We start from the raw sequence: 15,380 nt of genomic DNA on the forward strand, positions 1-15,380 counted from the left end.
AATAAGCGTTACCCATCATACTTGAAGCTGCCTCTGTGTTGGCTGCGCTTACTCACCCGAATCACTTACTTGAGTAAGCTCATCGGGATGAGCACCCTTGCCGCCTTGATGCTGCTCCAATTATTTTGGGTATGGATAGGGAAGAATGGCAGTTTTTCACCGCATTGATAACCCGATCGACGCTGATGGATTGTAATCATTGTGTTAACTGCGGGATAATAAACCGTATATGCCGAGTCCCTGCCTGTAGGGGGTGAATATATTGGCCCCGAGTAATGCGGGTGTAGCCAACAACACCCTTAAAAATCAGAGGGAATTATGCGATTTAGCGCAATAACTGACTGATTAAAAGTACGTAAGGTGTGGGGAGTTTTTTGACGCGGCCTGCCCCGAGCTGGCTGAGTAAGTGTGAATTTAACGCAGCTGATGTTGCAAGTGAGAGATTAATGTCGAATAAACCGTTCCATTATCAAGATCCGTTCCCGCTGAAAAAAGACGATACCGAATACTATCTGTTGAGCCGTGACCACGTTTGTGTGAGTGAGTTTGAAGGCCAGGAAGTGCTGAAAGTAGCCCCCGAAGCGTTAACCCTCCTTGCTCAACATGCATTCCATGACGCCTCATTCATGCTGCGCCCGGCGCATCAGCAACAGGTGGCCGATATTCTCAAGGATCCGGACGCCAGCGAAAACGACAAGTACGTTGCGCTGCAATTTTTACGTAACTCAGAAATCGCCGCCAAGGGTATTTTACCGACCTGTCAGGATACCGGTACCGCCATCATCGTCGGCAAAAAAGGCCAGCGCGTCTGGACCGGCGGCGGTGACGAAGCGGCATTGTCTCGTGGGGTGTACAACACCTTTATCGAAGACAACCTGCGCTACTCGCAAAACGCCGCGTTGGATATGTACAACGAGGTCAACACCGGTAGCAACCTGCCGGCGCAGATCGATCTCTACAGCGTTGACGGCGAAGAATACAAGTTCCTGTGTATCGCCAAGGGCGGCGGTTCAGCCAATAAAACCTATCTTTACCAGGAAACCAAGGCGCTGCTGTCTCCGGGTAAGCTGAAGGATTATCTGGTCGAGAAAATGCGCACGCTGGGTACCGCAGCCTGTCCGCCTTACCACGTGGCGTTTGTTATCGGCGGGACCTCGGCCGAAGCGACGTTGAAAACCGTCAAGCTGGCCTCGACCAAGTACTATGACGGCCTGCCGACCGAAGGCAATGAACACGGCCAGGCATTCCGCGACGTAGCGCTGGAAGAAGAGTTACTGAAAGAAGCGCAGAATCTGGGGTTGGGCGCGCAGTTTGGCGGCAAATACTTTGCGCACGATATCCGCGTGGTGCGTCTGCCGCGCCATGGCGCTTCCTGCCCGGTAGGCATGGGGGTTTCCTGCTCCGCTGATCGTAATATCAAGGGCAAGATTAACCGTGACGGCATCTGGCTGGAGAAGCTGGAGCACAACCCGGGCAAGTTCATTCCGCAAGAACTGCGTCAGGCTGGGGAAGGCGAGGCCGTCAAGATTGACCTCAACCGCCCAATGGCCGATATCCTCAAGCAGCTGTCGCAATTCCCGGTGTCCACCCGCCTGTCGCTGAGCGGCACCATTATCGTGGGGCGTGACATCGCACACGCCAAGCTGAAAGAGCGGCTGGACAACGGCGAAGGCCTGCCGCAGTACGTTAAAGATCACCCGATTTACTACGCCGGCCCGGCCAAAACGCCAGACGGTTACGCCTCCGGCTCTCTGGGGCCAACCACTGCTGGGCGCATGGACTCTTACGTTGATCTGCTGCAGTCCCACGGCGGCAGCATGATCATGCTGGCCAAAGGCAACCGCAGCCAGCAAGTGACCGATGCCTGCCACAAACACGGCGGTTTCTATCTCGGCAGCATCGGTGGCCCGGCGGCGGTACTGGCGCAACAAAGCATCAAGAGCCTGACCTGTGTCGAATACCCTGAACTGGGGATGGAGGCCATCTGGAAAATCGAAGTGGAAGATTTCCCGGCGTTCATTCTGGTGGATGATAAAGGCAATGACTTCTTCCAGAAGATCCAGGCAGGTCAGTGTTCGCGCTGTGTGAAATAACTTTCGTCAATACTTGCCGTCCGCGGTCGGGCGGCAATTTTTCAGGTTTGCTCAGGCCTGTGTAAAGTCCTGTAGCCCGCTGGACGCCGCGTTTTAACCTGTATACCCTACGTGCGCAGTAGTAATACACGCATAAAGGCATATTTGGCACAGAAGGCTCGGCAACTACATGGAAACGCAAGAAAATCATATCAGGGAATTATTGGTCTGGATTGAAGACAACCTGACCAACCCGCTATCATTGGATATCGTTTCTGCCAAATCAGGCTACTCGAAATGGTATCTGCAGCGAATGTTCAAGACGCAGACCGGTCTGTCGCTGGCCTCCTATATTCGCGCCCGCCGCCTGTATCTCGCCGCTTTTGCCTTGCGCTTCACGCAAAAAACCATTCTTGATATTTCCATTGAATATCAATTTGATAACCAACAAACCTTTTCCCGCTGCTTCAAAAAGCACTTTGCCGAATCCCCCAGCGTTTATCGCCATGCCCGCAAGCAGGACTTCAGTCATCTGGTTCGTTCGCTGTCAGTCAACCATCCCGGCGATATTCAGGTTGACCGCATCAAGGTAGTCAAAGGGCAGTATGCCATCAAAGGGAAAAGTTACGCTTATCACCTCGATATTGCCGATTTGGATAAGTCGCACCTGCACATTCGCAGCAAAATCAGAGAGCAGTTTTATCAATCGGTGGACAGCCGACCGACGTTAACCTTTTCGCTTACTGAGTTTATACCCGATGGAGAGCAGGTCAGGGTAGAATACGCACTCGGTGTTGCGGCGGATAGTCCTGTCAGTGATGAGGCCGGGCTTGAGCCATGGCCGGAAATTCACGGCGATTTTTGCCGTTTTTGTTATTCCGGCAAGCAGGTGGCCTTGCACGAGCATGTGGTGCAGATTTACACCCAGGCATTACCTGAACTTGGCCTGGCCCGTAGAGAGGGGCCTGATCTGACCATGTTCAACTCTTCGCTGAACGAGCGGGAGGAGTTGCAGCTTGAGCTCCAGCATCTGGTGCCAGTGACTCCGCTTGGTTGACAGACAGGGCGGCGGTAGTGCGGTTTTTCTGCTGCACGATATCCGCCATTACCGCCAGCGCGATTTCCGCCGGGGTTTTGCTGCCGAGTGGCAACCCGATTGGGGCATGAATACGTTCCAGCTCCTGTGGGCTGAATTCGGCAATTTGTTGCAGACGCTGGCGGCGACGTGCGCTGTTGCGCAATGACCCCATGGCTCCGATGTAAAATGCCGGGGTGTGGATCGCCTCCATCAGCGTCAAATCGTCCATGCGCGGATCGTGGGTCAGCGCCACAATCGCCGTATTGGCGTGGCAGCCACCGTCTTCAATAAACTTGGCCGGGAACTGGCGCAACAAGGTGACGTTGGCTCTGAGCTGCGGGGCGAAATTATCCAGCGCCTCCGGCCGATTCTCACAGACCAACACTTCAAACCCCAGTGAGCTGGCGAAATCGGCGCAGTACAGCGCCACGCTGGATAACCCGGCGATCAGCAAACGCGGTGCCGCGGCGATATGCAAAGTGACCTGTGGGCCACGACGTTCCACCTGGGTGGCGCTGGCGAAATCGGTCAATGTCAGGCTGGTACAGGCATCGGGCAGGGTCAGGCGTTTGACCAGCGCGTGGTGCCCGTTCAGTGCACCGGCAATTTTTGTCAGATAGGCAATACTGTCGTCACCGGCAGGCAGGGATTCTATTAGTACTTCCAGTACGCCGCCGCACGGCAGCGCCACGTTCGGCTCCAGACCCCCTTCACCATAACGGATCACCTGGCTGGCCGCCTGATATTCTCCGACCGCCACGCGTCGCAGAAAATCCTCTTCCACGCAGCCCCCTGACAGCGACCCGCAGTAATGCCCGTCTTGGGTGGCCACCAACATGGCCCCCGGCGATCGCGGTGAGGAGCCGTAGGTGCTCAGTACGGTGCACAGCCATACCGGTTGTTGCTTCAGCCAGCTTATCGCCTGGTTGACCACGGTGATATCGAGATGTTGCATAGAGGATTTACTCGCTGACCGGTAGCTGTGACGGAAGATCAATATCCTGCACCACCTCGGACGTTTCAAGAGGAAGCAGGAACACCGACTGCCCTTTAAGCAGTTCACGTGCGCCATTATCACCGCGCAATTGGCCCAGTTGTTTGCGCAAAATGGCGGAAAACCCGACCGGATGGCCCGGCTGCTGCTGGAAAACGGGGCGAACGATGGCATGTTGCTGTAGAGCGGCCGCTACCTGCTGGAAAACCGTCGGTGTAACGAAGGGCATATCCGCTAAGTGGATCAGCCAGCCTTGCCAGTGCGGGGTGGCGTTAACGCCGACGGCGATGGATTCCCCGAGGCCAGAGCTTGCCAGCAGTGTGACCGGAACCTGATAGGCCGTGCAGACCTGCTGCACCTGGAGATTATCCGGCCGGGTGACTACCCATACCGGCAAACCAGAGGCCAGTACCTGACGCAGCGTTTGTTCAAATACGGAACGTTGCTGGCCGGAGTCGTCTGCAAACCCGGCATTTAATTTATTGCCTTCGCCACCGGCCTGAGAGAAACGCTCCCCACGTCCGGCAGCGGCGATCACTATGCCCGCTGTCATGTTACCCGCCCGAATTTGTGCAACTTATTATTACCTTACTAAAAATATGTGTTCTTGAAATGTGTTTTTCTTGAAAACAGCATGTTAATAATCACATAATTTTGGTTATAAGCATATGTTTATGACGTCTACGGCAAGGTCGTCAGCGTTTGCGCAACACCACCGCTGAATACAAAAATACAATAAGAAGCAAAGGACTTTTTATGAGCAACTTTAACCCCCGTCGCGGCGCCGCTTTATCAAAAGCGCCGTGATTGCGGGGGGCTCCGTATACCTCGCGCCACTGTACAGTCGTGCCTACGCCGCGCTGTTTGAGCAAAGAATCCTTCAGTCTCCTAACTGGGATGCCCATGAAAAGCGTATTCGCTTTCGCATCGATGGCCGCGCCAAGGTGATGGGGCAGAAGGTGTTCGCCCGTGATATGCCGCACTGGCCGTAACAGCAGACGCACGCTTTTATTAACGATTATCTGCCGGGGGCTCACCCAATACCGGCATTCCTTCCTCATCCCATTCCAGCGGTTTAATTCGTGTATGACGATTCGGGTCATAGAGCGGATCCCCCTCGATCTCCGTGTAATTGCGCGCATGGTAAACCAAGATATCTCGCCCCTGTTCATCCAGGGTAAAGCTGTTGTGCCCAGGGCCGAACTGGCGGTTTTTTACACTGGTGCGAAACACGGGCTGGTCGAGCTTATGCCATTGGGCGGCATCGGTAATGTCGCTGTCGATATCGGCCCACAGCAGACCGAGGCAATAATTCTCGTCGGTCGCGCTGGCGGAGTAGCTGATAAATATTCTTTGGCCATGGGTGATCACCGCCGGCCCTTCATTGACCGAGAACCCGACGGTTTCCCAAGGGAGTTCCGGTTGGCTGAGCATCACCGGTCGGCCCTTCAGCGTCCAGGGATCCTCCATCTCGGCCAGATACAGGTTGGAGTTGCCAGGGATCGCCGGATCCTTCTGCGCCCAGAGATAATAGTGTTTGCCACGATGCTCGAAGTGGGTGGCGTCGAGGGCGAAGCTGTCGATATGGGTGTAAATTCGGCCTTTTTCCACCCAATCCCCGGTCAGTGGGTTGGCTGCACTGCATTCCAGGGCAAACATTCGGTGCTGGAACAGGCCACCGGCAATCTCCGGGCTATGGGCTGCGGCGAAATATAAATACCATTTGCCGTTAATAAAGTGCAGTTCCGGCGCCCAGATTAAATGGCTCATTGGTCCCAGTTGTGGTTTTCGCCACACCACCGTCGGGCTGGCTTGTGCCAGTTCGCTGAGGCTACGCGCGCGCCGAAGTTCCAACCGGTCATATTCCGGCACCGAGGCGGTGAAGTAGTAGTAGCCATCGCTGTGGCGCAGAACAAATGGATCGGCCCGCTGTTCAATCAAGGGATTAGGGTAGTCGCGCATCGCAGGCTCCTTACGGGGTTCGGGTTTTTAGTTGCGGCTCAGAGTAGTCGGTTAGCTCGCGGTAATTAATGCGTCGCTTTTCCAGATCGATCTGGATCTGACGCATCAGTTGGCGATCAACCTTCAGCAGGCGTACCACGCCGGCCGTGATCAGATATCCGATTCCGGGGATCACGGTGAACAACAGCACGATGCTGTTAAGTGCGCCGGCGCTTTGGCTGGCAGCATCCGCCTGATAGCCGGACAGCGACATCAGGAAGCCCACCATGGCACCGGCCACCGCCAGCCCGACTTTAAGGAAGAACAGATTGCCGGAAAAACTGATGCCGGTGATGCGCTTGCCTGTTTTCCATTCGCCGTAATCGTCCACGTCGGCCATTAACGACCAGTGCAGCGGCGAAGGGATCTGATGCAGGATATTCAGCAGGAAATAGGCGGCGACGATCAGCGCAGTGAACTGAGGGTTGAGGAAATAAAAGCCGCACGAATACGCCGCCAGCACAATATTGGTCCAGAAAAACACTTTCAGTTTGCAGAAGCGATCGGTCAAGGGCTTGGCCAACGCGCTGCCAATCATCATGCCGACGACGCCCAGCGCGATAAACAGACTGGCGAAGGAGGCGGATTGTTGCATGACGTAAGTGATGTAATACATGGTGGCGGCCATGCGGATAAAACCGGGGCAGACGTTGCAAAATGTCAGCAGCAGAATGCGTACCCACTGGTCGTTTTTCCACACGTCTCTCAGATCGGATTTAAGGGCGTCATGGGTTGGCACTGCCGGACGTATGCGTTCTTTAACTGTGGCAAAGCAGAACAGAAACATGAACAGGGCAATCAGTGCCAGTACTCCCATTGCCATCTGATAGCCACGCGACTTGTTTGCGCCGCCAAAACATTCGGCCATTGGCAACAGCGTCAGGGACAGGATCAGGGTCGCAATGCCGACCAGGATAAAGCGATAGGACTGACAGGAGACCCGTTCGTGCGGATCGGCGGTTATCACGCCGCCCAGCGAACAGTAGGGGATATTGATCGCCGTGTAGGTCAGCGACATCAAGAAGTAAGTGGCGAAGGCGTAGACCACCTTACTGTTGTAGCTCCATTCCGGCGTTGTAAACATCAAAACGCTGAATAATACATACGGCAGGGAGATCCACAGCAACCAAGGGCGAAAGCGACCCCAACGACTTTGGGTACGATCGGCTATGGCACCCATGATCGGATCGGTAATGGCATCCAGCACGCGAACTGACAGTAGCAGCACGCCGACCAATGCGGGAGTCAGACCGTAGATATCGGTATAGAAATAGTTGAGAAATAGCATAATGGCTCCGCCGATCATGTTGCAGCCGGCATCTCCCATGCCGTAGCCAATCTTTTCTTTTATTGATAGGGCGTTGCTCTTCATGGACATTTTCTCCGCACCGGCAAAGTCTGACTGAGTGGCAACGATTATTGTCCCGGTTGGCGGCGAGTTATCAGAAGTGAATGGTTGTAGAGATGGACAAATCAACCATGGCGGGGAAACTGTGAGCCAGCTTGCAGAATAGAGAGGCAATAAAAAGGCCCAAAGTTTGCACTGTGGGCCTTGTTTTTGGGGCGGTTAGCTGCGGCCCGATGCGCTTACTGTACGCTGGCTACGCTGTTTAATGGCATAGCCAATGCCTAAAATGGCGACCCAAACCGGGATCAGCAATACCGAGATTTGAATGCCCGGCGTCAGGTACATAATCACCAGGATAGCGGCCATAAACACCAGGCACAGATAGTTGCTGAACGGATACCAGAAGGCTTTGAACTTCGGTTCAACGCCTTCGAGGTTCTTGGCTGCGCGGAACTTCAGGTGCGCCAGGCTGATCATCGCCCAGTTGATCACCAGTGCCGACACCACCAACGCCATCAGCAGTTCGAAGGCACGACCTGGGATCAGGTAGTTAATCAGTACGCAGAACGCCGTGGCAGTGGCGGAGACGGCAATCGCAATGACAGGTACGCCGCGACCATCGACTTTCAGCAGGCTTTTCGGCCCGTTGCCCTGTTTTGCCAGGCCGTACAGCATGCGGCTGTTGCAGTAGACGCAGCTGTTGTATACCGACAGCGCGGCGGTCAACACCACCACGTTCAGCACCGTTGCGACCAGATTGCTGTTCAGTGCGTGGAAGATCAGTACGAACGGGCTACCGCCTTCAACCACTTTGCCCCACGGGTACAGCGACAACAGAATGGTCAGTGAACCGATATAAAACAGCAGGATGCGGTAGATAACCTGGTTGGTCGCTTTGGGAATGCTCTTTTGCGGGTTGTCGGCTTCTGCCGCGGTGATGCCCACCAACTCCAGCCCACCGAACGAGAACATGATCACCGCCATCGCCATCACCAGCCCCATGACGCCGTTAGGGAAGAACCCGCCCTGCGCCCACAGATTGGTCACTGTGGCTTCCGGGCCGCCCATGCCGCTGAACAGCAGGTAGGCACCGAACACGATCATGCCGATAATCGCCACGACCTTGATGATGGCGAACCAGAACTCCATCTCGCCATACACCTTCACGTTCGCCAGGTTGATGGCATTAATCGCCAGGAAGAATACGGCTGCCGATACCCAGGTCGGGATCTCCGGCCACCAGTACTGCACATAGATCCCCACCGCAGTCAGTTCCGCCATGGCAACCAGGACGTACAGCACCCAGTAGTTCCAGCCGGAAGCGAAGCCAGCGAAGTTGCCCCAGTATTTATAGGCGAAGTGGCTAAAGGAACCGGCCACCGGTTCTTCGACCACCATTTCACCCAATTGGCGCATAATCAAAAATGCGATAAAGCCGCCAATGGCATAACCGAGAATGACCGAAGGGCCGGCCATTTTTATTGTTTGCGCGATCCCGAGAAATAGCCCGGTACCAATAGCGCCCCCCAGTGCAATAAGCTGAATATGGCGGTTTTTAAGGCCGCGTTTCAGCTGGTCGCCATCATGCTGTTGACCATCCATCAATGAAACCCTCTGTCGTTGCAGAATTACTCACATGCTGTAAAGCAGTGGTTACGATGTGTGTTTTGTTTTATTTACGGCGTTATATCTATTAATTCCACGGAGCCGCTACCGTTTGGCAAAGAATAATGTTATGTGCGCCAGTTTGCACCTGCTTTATGTGGTGAGTGATTAAGATTTCAGCAGTTTAGGAAACAAAATGCGGGTTGTGTGACGACAGGGGGGATTCAATGCATGAAATAAGCATTAACTCACATAATGCGCAAAAATAATTTAGCGCTGGCGGTTGGTCGGTGGCGAAATATTAACCGGCGAACGCACCTTTTGCGATGCAAATAGGTATTCGTTAAAGCTTAATAAACATGCAATAGAATTCTACTTTAGGGAGTTCAGTCTGCCCGATGGCAGGTTTCGCAAAAGTTAAATCAAAAACCTACCTCGTAAATGGTATTACCAAGCGCGCGTTGGCGGTTTGCAGCAGGTCTGGTATTGAGGTGTTAAAATGTGCGGGTAACCTGATTTCGAACAAGGCCCATATGGACAGGAGGTGAATACTTTGTTACTTTACCGTCACGTTTTTGAAATTGGTATTACCAATTGACTCCGCGCCATTCGCAGAGAAGAAATCACCCATGGCCTACAGCAAAATCCGCCAACCCAAGTTGTCAGACGTCATCGAGCAGCAGCTCGAACATCTGATCCTCGAGGGAACACTGCGTCCAGGCGAAAAACTGCCACCGGAGCGTGAACTGGCGAAACAATTTGATGTTTCCCGTCCTTCTCTGAGAGAGGCTATCCAGCGCCTGGAAGCGAAAGGGCTGCTCCTGCGCCGTCAGGGCGGTGGCACCTTTGTACAAACTAATCTGTGGCAGAGCTTTAGCGATCCGCTGGCTGAACTGCTGGCCGACCATCCTGAATCACAATTCGATCTGTTGGAAACCCGCCATGCCCTCGAAGGCATTGCTGCCTATTACGCGGCGTTGCGCGGTACCGACGAAGATCTGGCTCGCATCCGCGATTGCCATAGGCTGATTCAGCAGGCTCAGGACAGCGGTGATCTCGACGCCGAAGCCGACGCGGTCATGCAATACCAAATCGCCGTGACCGAAGCTGCCCACAACGTTGTGTTACTGCACCTGCTGCGCTGTATGGGGCCGATGCTGGAACAGAACGTACGCCAGAACTTTGAATTGCTCTACTCGCGCCGTGAGATGTTGGCAAAAGTGAGCAGCCACCGCGCCGGAATTTTTGAGGCGATTGTGGCACGCGAGCCAGAAAAAGCTCGTGAAGCTTCGCACCGCCATTTGGCGTTTATCGAGGAAATCTTGCTGGATCTCAGTCGGGAGCATACCCGACGCGAGAGATCGCTGCGGCGTCTCCAGCAACGCAAGGATTAAGAGCGGTTCTCTTCAGGGCACACCAGCCTGCGGGGTTTGCGTTCGAAGTGCTTAATTAAGCATTTAAGTAAGCGGCAACTAAACTGATGGGCCTGTCTTCGTGTGTTTTGTCTCAGAACACAGGAAGACAGGCTCCAAAACAAACCATTAGACAGATAAGGAATACCACCATGTCAGAACGTTTAAACAATGACGTGGATCCGATCGAAACCCGCGACTGGCTGCAGGCGATCGAATCGGTCATCCGTGAAGAGGGTGTTGAGCGAGCTCAGTTTCTGATTGATCAGGTTCTGGGTGAAGCCCGTAAAGGCGGTGTTAGCGTTGCAGCCGGTGCTGCGGCTCACAACTACGTCAACACCATCGCGGTGGAAGACGAACCTGCTTACCCTGGTAACCTGGATCTTGAGCGTCGTATCCGCAGCGCTATTCGCTGGAATGCGGTAATGACCGTTCTTCGTGCTTCCAAAAAAGATCTGGATCTGGGCGGCCACATGGCTTCCTTCCAATCTTCTGCGACCTTCTATGAAGTCTGCTTCAACCACTTCTTCCGTGCACGCACCGAACAAGATGGCGGCGATCTGGTTTACTTCCAGGGCCACATCTCTCCGGGCGTTTACGCACGTGCCTTCCTTGAAGGCCGCTTGACCGAAGACCAAATGAATAACTTCCGTCAGGAAGTTCACGGCAAAGGCCTGTCCTCTTACCCGCATCCTAAACTGATGCCGGAATTCTGGCAGTTCCCGACCGTTTCCATGGGCCTGGGCCCAATCAGCGCCATCTATCAAGCGAAGTTCCTGAAATATCTGGAACACCGTGGCCTGAAGAACACCTCTGCTCAAACCGTATACGCCTTCCTGGGCGACGGTGAGATGGATGAGCCGGAATCCAAGGGCGCGATCACCATCGCTACCCGTGAGAAGCTGGACAACCTGGTATTCGTTATCAACTGCAACCTGCAGCGTCTGGACGGCCCGGTCACCGGTAACGGCAAGATCATCAATGAGCTGGAAGGCATCTTCGCTGGCGCAGGTTGGCAGGTGCTGAAAGTGATCTGGGGTGGTCGTTGGGATGAACTGCTGCGTAAAGATACCAGCGGCAAGCTGATCCAACTGATGAACGAAACCCTGGACGGCGACTACCAGACCTTCAAATCCAAAGACGGCGCTTACGTACGTGAGCACTTCTTCGGTCGCTTCCCGGAAACGGCTGCGCTGGTCAAAGACATGACCGACGAAGAGATCTGGGCGCTGAACCGTGGCGGTCATGATCCGAAGAAAGTCTTTGCTGCACTGAAAAAAGCGCAGGACACCCAAGGCAAACCAACCGTTATCCTGGCCCATACCATCAAAGGTTACGGCATGGGTGAAACTGCGGAAGGTAAAAACATTGCTCACCAGGTGAAGAAAATGAACATGGAAGGGGTTTACCACTTCCGCGATCGTTTCAACGTGCCGGTTGCCGATGCTGACATCGAAAAACTGCCGTACGTCACCTTCGAGAAAGATTCCGAAGAGTACAAATATCTGCATGAACGCCGTCAGGCGCTGGCAGGCTATGTGCCGACCCGTATGCCGAAGTTCACCGAGAAGCTGGAAATGCCGGCTCTGGCAGACTTCAGCTCCTTGCTGGAAGAGCAGAACAAAGAAATTTCTACCACTATCGCCTTCGTGCGTGCCCTGAACGTGATGCTGAAGAACAAGTCGATCAAAGATCGTCTGGTTCCAATCATTGCCGACGAAGCTCGTACCTTCGGGATGGAAGGTTTGTTCCGTCAGATCGGTATCTACAGCCCGAACGGCCAGCAGTACACCCCGCAGGACCGTGAGCAGGTGGCTTACTACAAAGAAGACGAGAAAGGCCAGATTCTGCAGGAAGGTATCAACGAACTGGGCGCAGCCTCTTCATGGTTGGCCGCAGCAACTTCCTACAGCACCAACAATCTGCCAATGATCCCGTTCTACATCTACTATTCGATGTTCGGTTTCCAGCGTATCGGTGACCTGTGCTGGGCCGCAGGCGACCAGCAGGCGCGCGGCTTCCTGGTAGGCGGTACTTCCGGCCGTACCACCCTGAACGGTGAAGGTCTGCAGCACGAAGACGGCCACAGTCACATCCAGTCTCTGACTATTCCTAACTGTATCTCTTACGATCCAGCTTACGCGTACGAAGTGGCAGTGATCATGCATGACGGTCTGGTTCGCATGTACGGTGACGCGCAAGAAAACGTCTACTACTACATCACTACGCTGAACGAAAACTACCACATGCCGGCTATGCCACAGGGTGCAGAAGAAGGTATCCGCAAAGGTATCTACAAGCTGGACACTCTGGCAGGCAGCAAAGGCAAGGTTCAGTTGCTGGGTTCAGGTTCTATCCTGCGCCACGTTCGTGATGCGGCGAAGATCCTGGCTGACGATTACGGCGTGGGTTCTGACATCTACAGCGTGACTTCCTTCACTGAACTGGCGCGTGATGGCCAGGATTGTGAGCGCTGGAACATGCTGCACCCAACCGAAACTCCGCGCGTACCTTACATCGCTCAGGTGATGAACGAAGCGCCGGCGGTTGCGTCTACCGACTACATGAAACTGTTCGCAGAACAGGTTCGTACTTACGTTCCAGCCAGCGACTATCGCGTTCTGGGTACTGACGGCTTCGGTCGTTCAGACAGCCGCGAAAACCTGCGCCACCACTTTGAAGTCGATGCTTCTTACGTTGTGGTTGCTGCACTGGGTGAACTGGCTAAACGCGGTGAAATTGAAGCTTCTGTGGTAGCTGATGCGATTAAGAAATTCGACATCAACCCAGAAAAAGTTAACCCGCGTCTGGCATAAGAGGTACTGAAGAATGTCTATCGAAATTAAAGTACCGGACATCGGTGCAGACGAAGTGGAAATCACCGAAATTCTGGTGAAAGTGGGCGATAAAGTTGAAGCTGAACAATCGTTGATCACCGTTGAAGGTGATAAAGCTTCCATGGAAGTCCCATCCCCGCAGGCGGGTGTGGTTAAAGAAATCAAGGTTTCCGTCGGTGACAAAACCGAAACCGGCAAACTGCTGATGATCTTTGAAGCAGAAGGGGCCGCTGCTGCCCCAACTGCCAAGGCTGAAGAGCAACCGGCCGCAGCACCTGCTGCTGCACCGGCTGCCGCTGCTGCCAAAGACGTTGCGGTACCGGACATCGGTGCTGACGAAGTTGAAGTGACCGAGATCCTGGTGAAAGTGGGCGACAAGGTGGAAGCCGAGCAGTCCCTGATCACCGTGGAAGGCGACAAGGCTTCTATGGAAGTTCCGGCACCGTTCGCGGGCACCGTGAAAGAGATCAAAATCGCCACCGGCGACAAAGTCACTACCGGTTCTCTGATCATGGTGTTTGAAGTGGCTGGCGCTGCTTCTGCTGCCGCTCCGGCTGCGGCACAAGCTCCGGCTGCCCCTGCGGCACCGGCGGCTTCTGCTGCCAAAGACGTTGCAGTACCGGACATCGGCGGCGACGAAGTAGAAGTGACCGAAGTGATGGTGAAAGTGGGCGATAAAGTTGCCGCTGAGCAGTCACTGATCACCGTTGAAGGTGACAAGGCTTCTATGGAGGTCCCGGCACCGTTCGCAGGTACCGTGAAAGAAATCAAAATCAGCGCCGGCGACAAAGTGAAAACCGGTTCCCTGATCATGGTCTTCGAAGTTGAAGGCGCTGCGCCTGCTGCCGCTCCGGCCCAAAAATCAGAAGCTGCACCGGCTCCGGCTGCAAGTTCTGCTCCGGCCCAACAGGCTGCACCGGCTGCCAAAGGCGAGTTCGCTGAGAACGCCGCTTATGTGCACGCAACCCCGGTAATCCGCCGTCTGGCGCGTGAATTCGGCGTAAACCTGGCGAAAGTGAAAGGCACCGGTCGTAAAGGCCGCATCCTGCGCGAAGACGTTCAGGCTTACGTGAAAGACGCGGTCAAACGTGCGGAAGCGGCTCCGGCTTCTGCTGCCGGTGGCGGTCTGCCAGGCATGCTGCCTTGGCCGAAAGTGGACTTCAGCAAGTTCGGTGAGATCGAAGAAGTCGAACTGGGTCGTATCCAGAAAATCTCTGGTGCCAACCTGAGCCGTAACTGGGTGATGATCCCGCACGTAACTCACTTCGACAAAACCGATATCACCGATCTGGAAGCTTTCCGCAAGCAACAGAACGAAGAAGCAGCCAAGCGTAAGCTGGACGTGAAGTTCACCCCGGTGGTGTTCATCATGAAAGCCGTTGCTGCTGCTCTGGAGCAGATGCCGCGCTTCAACAGCTCATTGTCCGAAGATGGACAGAAGCTGACGCTGAAAAAATACATCAACGTGGGTGTGGCGGTTGATACGCCAAACGGTCTGGTGGTTCCGGTGTTCAAGGATGTGAACAAGAAGAGCATCACTGAACTGTCCCGCGAACTGATGGCTATCTCTAAGAAAGCACGCGACGGTAAGTTGACTGCAGGCGAGATGCAGGGTGGTTGTTTCACCATCTCCAGCCTCGGTGGTATCGGGACAACCCACTTCGCACCGATTGTGAATGCACCGGAAGTGGCCATTCTGGGCGTCTCCAAGTCTGCTATGGAGCCGGTCTGGAACGGTAAAGAGTTCGTGCCGCGTCTGATGATGCCAATGTCGCTCTCCTTCGACCACCGTGTCATTGACGGTGCAGATGGTGCGCGCTTTATTACCATCATCAACAACATGCTGGCTGACATCCGCCGTATGGTGATGTAATGAAAAAAGGGCGCAGCATGCTGCGCCCTTATCACTTCTGTAGCAGTTTTGTCGGTTTTTGCACGACTCGACAAAATTGTTGAGACACGGGTCACTCGAACACGCTTTGCAGATTATTAACAATTCTGTAAACTGCTGGCGGTGTAAGCGTCCCGGTGGA

General features: G+C 54.3%; 10 protein-coding genes and 1 pseudogene. 6 read left to right on the forward strand and 5 right to left on the reverse strand.

The genetic code is table 11. The features are described from left to right. The first annotated feature begins 446 nt into the window (after positions 1–446). Positions 447–2,093, forward strand: a complete 1,647-nt coding sequence (gene fumA, locus ACUTSU_RS14100; RefSeq protein WP_445651762.1) for a class I fumarate hydratase FumA — start codon at positions 447–449, stop codon at positions 2,091–2,093. Between the two features lie 169 nt (positions 2,094–2,262). Then, positions 2,263–3,129 (forward strand): helix-turn-helix domain-containing protein, encoded by an 867-nt coding sequence (locus tag ACUTSU_RS14105; protein ID WP_445651763.1) that lies wholly within the window; start codon positions 2,263–2,265, stop codon positions 3,127–3,129. On the opposite strand, the gene ACUTSU_RS14110 is transcribed toward ACUTSU_RS14105, so the two are convergent. Next, on the reverse strand, positions 3,053–4,105 hold the full coding sequence (locus ACUTSU_RS14110) for an XdhC family protein (RefSeq protein ID WP_445654298.1): 1,053 nt from the start codon (positions 4,103–4,105) through the stop codon (positions 3,053–3,055). The two genes, ACUTSU_RS14105 and ACUTSU_RS14110, sit on opposite strands and share 77 nt — an antisense overlap. Positions 4,106–4,112: 7 nt before the next feature. Next, positions 4,113–4,697, reverse strand: a complete 585-nt coding sequence (locus ACUTSU_RS14115; protein ID WP_445651765.1) for a nucleotidyltransferase family protein — start codon at positions 4,695–4,697, stop codon at positions 4,113–4,115. Positions 4,698–4,900: 203 nt separating this feature from the next. Here ACUTSU_RS14115 and ACUTSU_RS14120 point away from each other — a divergent pair. Further along, positions 4,901–5,133, forward strand: a pseudogene (locus ACUTSU_RS14120) (hypothetical protein); the annotation flags it as partial. A 22-nt stretch (positions 5,134–5,155) separates the two neighbouring features. On the opposite strand, the gene ACUTSU_RS14125 reads toward ACUTSU_RS14120, so the two are convergent. From ACUTSU_RS14125 to ACUTSU_RS14135, 3 genes are all read right to left on the reverse strand, one after another. After that, complete coding sequence (locus ACUTSU_RS14125; RefSeq protein ID WP_445651766.1) at positions 5,156–6,106, reverse strand: glycoside hydrolase family 43 protein; 951 nt, start codon at positions 6,104–6,106, stop codon at positions 5,156–5,158. A 10-nt stretch (positions 6,107–6,116) separates the two neighbouring features. Further along, positions 6,117–7,517, reverse strand: a complete 1,401-nt coding sequence (locus ACUTSU_RS14130) for a glycoside-pentoside-hexuronide (GPH):cation symporter (protein WP_445654299.1) — start codon at positions 7,515–7,517, stop codon at positions 6,117–6,119. 195 nt (positions 7,518–7,712) lie between these two features. Further along, positions 7,713–9,095, reverse strand: a complete 1,383-nt coding sequence (locus ACUTSU_RS14135; RefSeq protein WP_445651768.1) for an amino acid permease — start codon at positions 9,093–9,095, stop codon at positions 7,713–7,715. 632 nt (positions 9,096–9,727) lie between these two features. Here ACUTSU_RS14135 and pdhR point away from each other — a divergent pair. From pdhR to aceF, 3 genes are all read left to right on the forward strand, one after another. Further along, on the forward strand, positions 9,728–10,492 hold the full coding sequence (gene pdhR / locus ACUTSU_RS14140; RefSeq protein ID WP_445651769.1) for a pyruvate dehydrogenase complex transcriptional repressor PdhR: 765 nt from the start codon (positions 9,728–9,730) through the stop codon (positions 10,490–10,492). Between the two features lie 170 nt (positions 10,493–10,662). Further along, positions 10,663–13,326 carry a pyruvate dehydrogenase (acetyl-transferring), homodimeric type gene (gene aceE / locus ACUTSU_RS14145; RefSeq protein ID WP_445654300.1) on the forward strand — a complete coding sequence of 888 codons (2,664 nt, stop codon included), beginning with the start codon at positions 10,663–10,665 and terminating at the stop codon, positions 13,324–13,326. A 13-nt stretch (positions 13,327–13,339) separates the two neighbouring features. After that, entirely contained in the window at positions 13,340–15,220 is a 1,881-nt protein-coding gene (aceF, locus tag ACUTSU_RS14150; protein WP_445654301.1) for a pyruvate dehydrogenase complex dihydrolipoyllysine-residue acetyltransferase, read from the forward strand. The last annotated feature ends 160 nt before the right edge of the window (positions 15,221–15,380 follow it).

This window comes from Serratia sp. NA_13, from assembly GCF_052691735.1.

Coding starts and splice junctions, on each gene's coding strand:
- ACUTSU_RS14130 (WP_445654299.1), bottom strand. CDS start 7,517: ATGAAGAGCAACGCCCTATCAATAAAAGAAAAGATTGGCTACGGCATG.
- ACUTSU_RS14125 (WP_445651766.1), bottom strand. CDS start 6,106: ATGCGCGACTACCCTAATCCCTTGATTGAACAGCGGGCCGATCCATTT.
- fumA (WP_445651762.1), top strand. CDS start 447: ATGTCGAATAAACCGTTCCATTATCAAGATCCGTTCCCGCTGAAAAAA.
- ACUTSU_RS14135 (WP_445651768.1), bottom strand. CDS start 9,095: ATGGATGGTCAACAGCATGATGGCGACCAGCTGAAACGCGGCCTTAAA.
- pdhR (WP_445651769.1), top strand. CDS start 9,728: ATGGCCTACAGCAAAATCCGCCAACCCAAGTTGTCAGACGTCATCGAG.
- aceF (WP_445654301.1), top strand. CDS start 13,340: ATGTCTATCGAAATTAAAGTACCGGACATCGGTGCAGACGAAGTGGAA.
- ACUTSU_RS14105 (WP_445651763.1), top strand. CDS start 2,263: ATGGAAACGCAAGAAAATCATATCAGGGAATTATTGGTCTGGATTGAA.
- ACUTSU_RS14110 (WP_445654298.1), bottom strand. CDS start 4,105: ATGCAACATCTCGATATCACCGTGGTCAACCAGGCGATAAGCTGGCTG.
- ACUTSU_RS14115 (WP_445651765.1), bottom strand. CDS start 4,697: ATGACAGCGGGCATAGTGATCGCCGCTGCCGGACGTGGGGAGCGTTTC.
- aceE (WP_445654300.1), top strand. CDS start 10,663: ATGTCAGAACGTTTAAACAATGACGTGGATCCGATCGAAACCCGCGAC.